This window comes from Lactobacillus sp. (assembly GCF_051873315.1).
In the GTDB taxonomy this organism is placed as follows: domain Bacteria; phylum Bacillota; class Bacilli; order Lactobacillales; family Lactobacillaceae; genus Lactobacillus.
Genome location: NZ_JBJEES010000095.1, coordinates 1 through 7,675, shown reverse-complemented (window position 1 = coordinate 7,675; position 7,675 = coordinate 1). Strand labels below are relative to the sequence as shown.

General features: G+C 49.6%; 10 protein-coding genes. 6 read left to right on the top strand and 4 right to left on the bottom strand.

Features of this window, described 5'->3' with window-relative positions; all coding sequences use genetic code 11:
* Positions 1-830: SDR family NAD(P)-dependent oxidoreductase (locus ACI32D_RS05790; RefSeq protein ID WP_439775659.1), on the top strand; the 830-nt coding region annotated here is incomplete at its 5' end.
* Position 831: 1 nt separating this feature from the next.
* Here the strand turns inward: ACI32D_RS05790 and ACI32D_RS05785 are convergent.
* Positions 832-1,230 carry a MerR family transcriptional regulator gene (locus ACI32D_RS05785; RefSeq protein WP_439775658.1) on the bottom strand — a complete coding sequence of 133 codons (399 nt, stop codon included), beginning with the start codon at positions 1,228-1,230 and terminating at the stop codon, positions 832-834.
* A 141-nt stretch (positions 1,231-1,371) separates the two neighbouring features.
* Here ACI32D_RS05785 and ACI32D_RS05780 point away from each other — a divergent pair, with 141 nt between their 5' ends.
* Together ACI32D_RS05780 and ACI32D_RS05775 are read left to right on the top strand one after the other, a co-directional pair.
* Entirely contained in the window at positions 1,372-2,379 is a 1,008-nt protein-coding gene (locus ACI32D_RS05780; protein WP_439775657.1) for an alpha/beta hydrolase, read from the top strand.
* Positions 2,380-2,420: 41 nt separating this feature from the next.
* Entirely contained in the window at positions 2,421-3,149 is a 729-nt protein-coding gene (locus tag ACI32D_RS05775; protein WP_439775656.1) for an SDR family oxidoreductase, read from the top strand.
* Between the two features lie 95 nt (positions 3,150-3,244).
* Here the strand turns inward: ACI32D_RS05775 and ACI32D_RS05770 are convergent, their stop codons facing one another.
* Complete coding sequence (locus tag ACI32D_RS05770; protein ID WP_439775655.1) at positions 3,245-3,691, bottom strand: MerR family transcriptional regulator; 447 nt, start codon at positions 3,689-3,691, stop codon at positions 3,245-3,247.
* Between the two features lie 105 nt (positions 3,692-3,796).
* On the opposite strand from ACI32D_RS05770, the gene ACI32D_RS05765 reads away from it, so the two are divergent.
* Both ACI32D_RS05765 and ACI32D_RS05760 read left to right on the top strand, forming a co-directional pair.
* Positions 3,797-4,534 (top strand): SDR family oxidoreductase, encoded by a 738-nt coding sequence (locus tag ACI32D_RS05765; protein WP_439775654.1) that lies wholly within the window; start codon positions 3,797-3,799, stop codon positions 4,532-4,534.
* A 496-nt stretch (positions 4,535-5,030) separates the two neighbouring features.
* Positions 5,031-5,120 (top strand): putative holin-like toxin, encoded by a 90-nt coding sequence (locus ACI32D_RS05760; protein ID WP_154549506.1) that lies wholly within the window; start codon positions 5,031-5,033, stop codon positions 5,118-5,120.
* A gap of 488 nt (positions 5,121-5,608) precedes the next feature.
* On the opposite strand, the gene ACI32D_RS05755 is transcribed toward ACI32D_RS05760, so the two are convergent.
* Entirely contained in the window at positions 5,609-5,866 is a 258-nt protein-coding gene (locus tag ACI32D_RS05755; RefSeq protein WP_439775653.1) for a restriction endonuclease subunit S, read from the bottom strand.
* Positions 5,802-6,692: a LysR family transcriptional regulator gene (locus ACI32D_RS05750; RefSeq protein WP_439775652.1), complete on the bottom strand. Its 891-nt coding sequence runs from the start codon at positions 6,690-6,692 to the stop codon at positions 5,802-5,804. Before ACI32D_RS05750 ends, ACI32D_RS05755 begins: the two co-directional genes overlap by 65 nt.
* A gap of 119 nt (positions 6,693-6,811) precedes the next feature.
* On the opposite strand from ACI32D_RS05750, the gene ACI32D_RS05745 reads away from it, so the two are divergent.
* A partial coding sequence (locus tag ACI32D_RS05745; RefSeq protein WP_439775651.1) for an FAD-binding protein occupies positions 6,812-7,675 on the top strand: 864 nt, incomplete at its 3' end.

Here is a 7,675-nt window from a genome sequence, read left to right as displayed (position 1 = left end):
CAATGAAAACATGGTTGATTACTGGGGCATCGACCGGCTTGGGCCGGGGAATCGCGGAAGCCGTTCTGCAGGCAGGCGACCAGGCAGTCGTTACTTCAAGAAAAGCCAGCCGGGTAGCCGACTTTGAAGACCGGTACCCAGGCCGCGCTCTGGCCTGCAGCCTTGAGGTATCTGACCCCCGGCAGCGCCGCGAAGTGGTTGCTAAGGCACTGGAACGGTTCGGCAAGATCGACGTCTTGGTTAACAATGCTGGCCGGGGCCACTTTGGCTCAGTGGAAAGCAGCAGGGAGCAGGACATCCGTGACCTATTTGAGATCAACTTCTTCGGTCAGGTCGGCATGATCCGCCAGGTTTTACCGGCAATGCGTGAGGCAGGCCGCGGTTTGATCATCAATGTTTCCTCGATGGGCATCATGTTTGAAAACTCAACGGGGAATTCCTATTATGTTGCCAGCAAGCTGGCCCTGGAGGGCGTCAGTGAAGTGCTGGCCAATGAAGTCAAGCCTTTGGGCATTGATGCGATGATCGTTGAGCCAGGGGCCTTCAGAACTGAATTCCGGATCGCTGCCACTAGCGACTTGGAACATGAGAATCCGGCTTATGCCAAAACAGCCAAGGCCAGCCGGGAATTCCTGCGCAAGCACCCGCACGATCAGCCGGGCGACCCAGCCAAGGCTGGTCAGGCAATCTATGAGGCCAGCCAGCTGGATGACCTGCCAAAGGTGCTGATTCTGGGCAAGGGAATGATTGAACTTGCCCAGAAAAAGCTGGCCGACCGGTCTGTGGAAATCGCCAAATGGCATGACTTGGCTGAAAGCACTGATTTTTAGGCTAATATTCCGGATGGTACTTGGCCATGACTTTCTTTTCAGTGCCGTCTTTGACGGCCAAGGTGTAATACTCGCACTTTTGATCGATAGTCTCAAGTGTCTGCTCAAGCAGCGCTATCTGTTGCAAAACAGCTTCGCGCTGCTTTTTAAACATCTCCAGACGCTGGGGCAGGGTGGCATCGCCTTCCACGCACCAGGTCATGAAGGTGCGGATGTCGGTAATGGACATGCCGGAATTTTTCAAGAATTCGATGATCTTGACCGCGTCAATGTTGCGCTGGTCAAATTCCCGCACCCCCTGTTCCGTCCGCCGCAAGCCTGGAATGAGGCCCTGGTTGTCATAATAGCGGAGGGTGGAAACCGGCAGCTGGCACATTTTTGAAACTTCTGTGATTGACAAAGTGTTTGTTTTTTCTTTTATAGCTGGCATAAAAAGTTCCTTTCATTTTTTTGAAAAAAAGGCTTGCGCTAAAGTTAACTTTAGCCTATATAATCATTATAACATCAACAAGCAAGCAGACACAGAAAGGAAAATTGCAACATGAACACTTTAGCAAACGACAGCAGAGTATTTAAGATCGACCCATCCATCAGCGTGCAAGGCGTCCGCTTCCGCAACCGCTTTGGCATCGTTCTGGCTGGTCACCTGTACCTGCCAAAGGACTTTGACGACAAGCAGACCTACCCGGCGATTGTCATCAGTGGTCCCTTTGGCGCGGTCAAGGAACAGTCAAGTGGTTTGTACGCTCAGACGCTGGCGCAGCGCGGCTTCGTGACCATGGCCTTTGACCAGTCATTTACCGGTGAAAGCAGCGGCGAGGTGCGCAATGTTGCTTCTCCAGACGTCTTCACCGAAGACTTCAGCGCGGCGGTTGACTTTGTCGGCCTGCAAAAATTTGTTAACCGTGACCGCATCGGTGCCATCGGCATCTGCGGCCTGGGCAGCCATGTCCTGACGGCAGCGGCAATCGACAAGCGGATCAAGGCCGTGGCCACTTCAGTAATGTATGACATGTCTTCTTCAATCTGGGACGGCGTTGGCAAGACCATGACTGATGAGAACCGGGAAAGCCTGAAGGACTACCTGGCCCGCCGCCGCTGGATCGACGCAGAAAACGGCACTTTTGCAGCCGGTGCTCACGAAGTGATGTTTGATCAAAATGGGGAGGTTATTTACATGGACAACCTGTTCCCGGACAAGTTGCCGGAAAACCCGAACCCGGTGCTGAAGGCCTTCTTTGACTACTACCGCGGCCGGGCTTACCACCCGCGGTCCATCAACTCTACCGGGGCCTGGACTTCAACAACTCCTTGGTCATACTTCAACTTCAAGCTGGAGCAGTACATTGACCAGATTTCCCCGCGCCCGAGCCTGATCGTCACCGGCGAAAACGCGCACTCACGCTACTTCGCTGAAGAAGCTTACGACAAGCTGAAGGATCCTAAGGAAATCGTGATCGTGCCAAACGCTGACCACGTCGACCTCTACGACCAGATGGACAAGATTCCGTTTGACAAGTTTGACGAATTTTTCAAGGAAAACCTTTAAAGGCAATTTTGGGCAAAAAATAGCTGGAAAGGAGAGACAGGATGTCTGTTAAAGATAAAGTAATCATCATTACCGGCGCCTCCAGCGGGATCGGCCTGGCCACCGCGGAGCTTTTGGCAAAAGACGGCGCCAAACTGGCGCTGGCTGCCCGGCACGTTGACAAGCTGGTTGAATTCAAAAAGTATGGCAGCCAGGTCCTGGTCAAGCAGACTGATGTTGCTGAGGCTGACCAGGTTCAAGAATTGGTTGACCAGACCGTGGCCCGGTTCGGCCGGGTGGACGTGATCTTCAACAATGCCGGGATCATGCCAGTCAGCTACTTGAGCGAACGCAGAATCAGTGACTGGCAGCAGATCATGCAGACCAATGTCATGGGCGTTTTGAATGGGATTGCGGCAGTTCTCCCATACATGGAGGAGCAAAACAGCGGCCACATCATCACGACTGGTTCGACCGCGGCCTACAAAGTCTTTCCTAAATTCGCCGTCTACAGCGCCAGCAAGTTTGCCGTCCGGGCCGTGATGGAGGGGCTGCGATTTGAAGAGCGGGAGCACAAGATCAAGTCGACTTTGATCAGCCCGGGAACTACAGTGACCAACCTGGTCAATACCATTCCGGGCGAAGCCGACCGGGAAGACGAGCGCCGGGTTCAGCAGTCCGCCTCCTTGACGGCTGAGGAAGTGGCTGAGGTAGTCAAGCAGGTGATTGACACGCCTGACAACCTGGCTGTAAGCGAGATTCACGTGCGGCCCGTCAAGCAGCTGGCTTAGCCATTTGACCAGCAAGAATTGCATGCACATTAAACAAGTTACTAAAAAGAGCTTGATTTCCGTTAATGGAAGTCAGGCTCTTTTTGCTCGAAAAATTACTTTTGGCCAGATTCATAGTTTTGGCACAGGAACTCGTCGGCATGCGGCAATTTGTCGTGCTTCATCAGCTCTTTTTCGGTACCGGCCTCCACCGCGCTCTTGTAGTAGGCGCACTTGTGGTTGATCACGTCCAAGGTTTTCTGCAGGTCGGCAATCTGCTCTTCAACGACCTCCTTGCGCTTGAGGAAGAGATCGTAGCGCTCTTGCAGGGATGAGTCGCCCTCTTGAGCCCACTTAGAGAACTGCTTGATGTCCTTGATTGGCATGCCGGTGCTTTTCAGGCAGTCGACGATCTGCAGCATGGTCAGGTCGGATTCGTTGAAGACACGGTAGCCGGATTCGCGCCTCTCCAGGTAGGGGAGCAGGCCCTCTTTGTCATAATAACGCAGGGTCGTTGACGGGATCCCGGTCATTTTGGAAACTTCTTTGATTGTGTATCCCATAAGAAAAAATCTCCTAAAAAGTTTGACTTTAGAGTTAACTCCAATGTTATATTCTATTCAGATGAAATGCAAGAGAAATAAGCATTTTTTTAGGAGGCAAATCAAATGAGCAAAGTTATCGTAATTACGGGTGCGTCCAGCGGGATCGGCGAAGCCAGCGCTAAGGTACTGGCCGAGCAAGGCAACAAGGTCGTGCTTGCTGCCCGCCGGGAGGACCGGCTGCAAAAGCTGGCAGACGAGATCAAGGCAGCTGGCGGAGAAGCCATTTACGTGCTGACTGACGTTGCAAAGATGGATGAAGTTCTTGCCTTGGGCAGCAAGACGGTCGCGACTTATGGCAGAATCGACGTCTGGATCAACTGTGCCGGTTTGATGCCATTGTCTGAGCTGGCCAAGGGCAAGACAGACGAATGGGAGGCAATGATTGATGTCAACCTTAAGGGGACCCTGTACGGCATTCACGCGGCCTTGCCGGTTATGAGAAAGCAGCAGTCAGGTCAGATTATCAACATTGGCTCTGTTTCCTCTCACATTCCTACTCCGGCAGGCGGCGTGTACGCGGCAACCAAGTTTGGCGTCAGAGCCTTGTCAGAATCACTGCGCCAGGAAGAAGCTACTGCCGGCAGCAACATCCGCGTGACGCTGATTGCTCCGGGCGCGGTTGACACTGAATTGCCGCAGCACGTCACCGATCCAGAGCAGCGCAAGGGGATGGATGCCTTTTACGCAAGCACGGCTATTCCCGCAAAATCGGTTGCTGATTCAATTGCCTTTGCGGTCAACATGCCAGAGCACACGGCAATCAACGAAATCTTGCTTCGCCCGACTGCCCAGGTTTTGTAAAATCAATTCAGTTGTTGGACTAGATGCATGTACATCAAACAGTTACTGAAAAAGGCTTGATTCCTGCTAGGAGTCAGGCCTTTTTTGGCGTAATTATGTGCGCTTTGCAAGCGCTTAGTAGCTTGAACATAAAACCAATATCAGCGGTTACTCGAGATGTTACATAAAACAGTGTATCAACAGCCCAAAAAGGTGCATTTAAATAATACGGCTTGTCAATCGTTTTTGTGGCCTATACCAATTGTATCAACATCTGATAATTTGTCATTAACACTCAACATATAACCACCTGTGCCATAAACTGGTATTTTGCCTTTCTGGAATTTATTTCAACCACACCCCCCAACTTACACTCTCCCATTAAATAATCCGCTTAACTTTGCCGGCCTTTGTAGAAGTGAAATCTGATATAATTTAAGAGGCAAGTTTTAAGGGCGGTGACTATCTGAATCCTGGAGGTGGTTCTATGGAGAATTATTATAAAGGTAAGGTAGTCATGAGCGTATACGAAGCGCTGAGCTTGATGCTCACTTTTGGAATGTTCGTTATTGCTTTGTTGACTTATGTTGACAAGCATGGCAAGTAAAAAAGTCGTCCCTCATAACTTTGCGCAGTTAGGGACGACTAATTTGTTCTGATACTGTCACCGCCTTTGAAGCGGGCCATCTGAGAGAGTCTTGCGCCAACAAGACTCTCTTTTCTTTTAGTATTATAGCATATTTGGCTCAGATAAACATCATTTGTAGCAGTGAACGCTTTACCTGATTCATTAGTTTTATTTTACGATCGTTTTGGATACAGATAAAATCAATTTCCTTGATCAGCTTTCCGATTTGGTCTTGTTCTTCAAGAGTTGGAAATCGAATCTGTTGTTTATAAAAGTCTTTTGCAACTAAAGAATTTATCATTCTTGCTGCAGTAGTTGAGTTGACTAATGGATAATACATTGCCTTTTTTATTAAAAAAATTCAGCAGCAAAGTGTATATGATATGACCCCCGAAATTAGGACACTAATTTCGGGGGTCATATCATAGAGTCTACAATGTTGGACCTTTTTTGTTAAGAAATTGAAACTATATTTCAACTAGCACCACGCGTACTAGAATATATTCTCCATCATGTGTATAGCTGTCAACAAAATCTTGTATTCCATTTGCCCCATAATACGGAGTATCACCATTTTTTCGTAAATTAGCTGTAACTGGTACGCGCAAGTTGTCAAATCTATCAGCCACATCCCCCAACTTACACTGCTCCCAAGCAAAACTACATCCCTTCCGCCTGTTCCTGCATGACCTGGCAGAAGGCGAGGACCAAGGGATCTGCTTCATCTTTCCGGCAGACCAGGCCATAGTCCAGCGGGGCAGGGTAGTTCAACTTTACCGCCTTGATCTCATCTGCTTTTTCGATCGCCACAAAGCTCGGCATCACGGTGATTCCTAGACCCGCCTTGACCATTAAGCTGACGATCTCAACGTCGTTAACGTAGCTGATGTCCAAGTCATCGACCTTCTTTCTGATCGTCTCTTGGAGCTTCAGTTGTTCCGGCGGGCACCAGTTGTTGTCCATCAGCAAAATTTTTTCTCCTGCCAAATCATCCAGGTCAAGTTCCTCTCTGTCACTTAAATGATGGTCTGCAGGTACGAGTGCCACAAAGTGTCCGCTAAAAAGCTGGTAGTAGTTCACCTCAACCTGATCAGCGATATCGTCGTGAGTCGTAAAAATCACATCACTGTCGTGGTCGATCAAGTGGTGCTTGAGCCGGTTGTGATCAAATCCCTCAAGAAAAATCTTGCAATTCGGGTATTCTTGGTGAAAAGCTTTGATCATCTCTGGCAGAATTGCTTGCTCTAGCGGTGTATCCGTAATACCAATCGTTAAGTTGCTTTGCTCCCGGTTGAAAGAATTTCTGGTCCGCTGCAGGGCCTTGTTATAGCTGTTGATCAAGCTCTTGCTGTCATCATAAAACAGCTTCCCATTCTTGGTCAGCTGGACTTCCCGGTGGTTGCGGTAAAAAAGGGTGACGCCAACTTCGTCTTCCACGCGCTGAATGATCCGGCTAACGGCCGGTTGAGAGAGGTGCAGGTTTTCCGCGGTCTTTGAGTAGTTCAGGCTCTCCGCCAAATTGATAAAAACTTCCAGCTGTCTCAAGTCCATCTTTGTCTCCTTATGCATTTCCGGTATAACCGATACCGACTTGATATTTCTCAACTCAATTATTGCATGATAAATTAATAGTTGAAAGCGGTACAGTTGATAAAAAAGGAGAAAAAATAATGACTAAGATCTATGACAATGTTGATCAATTAGACGTTAATGCATCTGCTGCATATACTGTTGAAACGGACGTCCTAGTTGTGGGCGCTGGCAACGCGGGCATGGAAGCCGCTGCGGCTGCCAGAGAAGCTGGGGCTAACACCATCTTGATTGAAAAGGAAAAGACTATTAACCTGATGCGGGTAGGTTTGGCCAGTGTTGACTCCCGGGCGCAAAAAGCCGCCGGCGTGATCATCAACAAGCAAGAACTGGTAGAAAGCCTGGCAGCTTTTGCTCAGCACAACGTGGACCAGCGACTTTTGGAAACCTGGGCAGACAACAGCGGGGCAACCTTGGACTGGCTGGAAGAAAAGGTCCTCAAGCCACACGGTGCCCACCTCAGAGCTGAAGCTGATGCTATGGTAACCAATAAGGCTTACCAGGCTTTCCCAACCGAAAACGATCCGACTTTTGACAACCAAAGCTTTACTTCATACGGCGACTGGTTCCTGGAATACCAAAAAGAGCACGGAGTCGACCTGCGCTTTGAAACCAGCCTGGTCAAGCTGCTCAAGGAAGACGGTCGCGTAACCGGGGCTTTGGTCAAGGATCTTGTCAAAAATGAGTACTACCAGATTCTGGCTGAAAAAGGGGTAATTTTAACTACTGGCGGATATTCCGCTAACACCGACCTGCTTAAAGCATGGAATCCTCTGGCCTTGAAGAAGAACGTCTACAACGACTCACCGCGCTCCAACGGGGCCGGGATCACGACTGCCTTGAATGTTGGCGCGATCCGCGATGAAGAACCAGCAGAAACGATTTTTGACCGCGGCTTGGTTCCAGTCGGCAAAAAGACTGAAGACATGTACTACCAAACTGCT

Excerpts from the sequence above, each read along its gene's own strand:
- ACI32D_RS05775 (WP_439775656.1), top strand. The coding sequence starts at position 2,421 with ATGTCTGTTAAAGATAAAGTAATCATCATTACCGGCGCCTCCAGCGGG.
- ACI32D_RS05780 (WP_439775657.1), top strand. The coding sequence starts at position 1,372 with ATGAACACTTTAGCAAACGACAGCAGAGTATTTAAGATCGACCCATCC.
- ACI32D_RS05765 (WP_439775654.1), top strand. The coding sequence starts at position 3,797 with ATGAGCAAAGTTATCGTAATTACGGGTGCGTCCAGCGGGATCGGCGAA.
- ACI32D_RS05760 (WP_154549506.1), top strand. The coding sequence starts at position 5,031 with ATGAGCGTATACGAAGCGCTGAGCTTGATGCTCACTTTTGGAATGTTC.
- ACI32D_RS05770 (WP_439775655.1), bottom strand. The coding sequence starts at position 3,691 with ATGGGATACACAATCAAAGAAGTTTCCAAAATGACCGGGATCCCGTCA.
- ACI32D_RS05750 (WP_439775652.1), bottom strand. The coding sequence starts at position 6,692 with ATGGACTTGAGACAGCTGGAAGTTTTTATCAATTTGGCGGAGAGCCTG.
- ACI32D_RS05755 (WP_439775653.1), bottom strand. The coding sequence starts at position 5,866 with ATGAAGCAGATCCCTTGGTCCTCGCCTTCTGCCAGGTCATGCAGGAAC.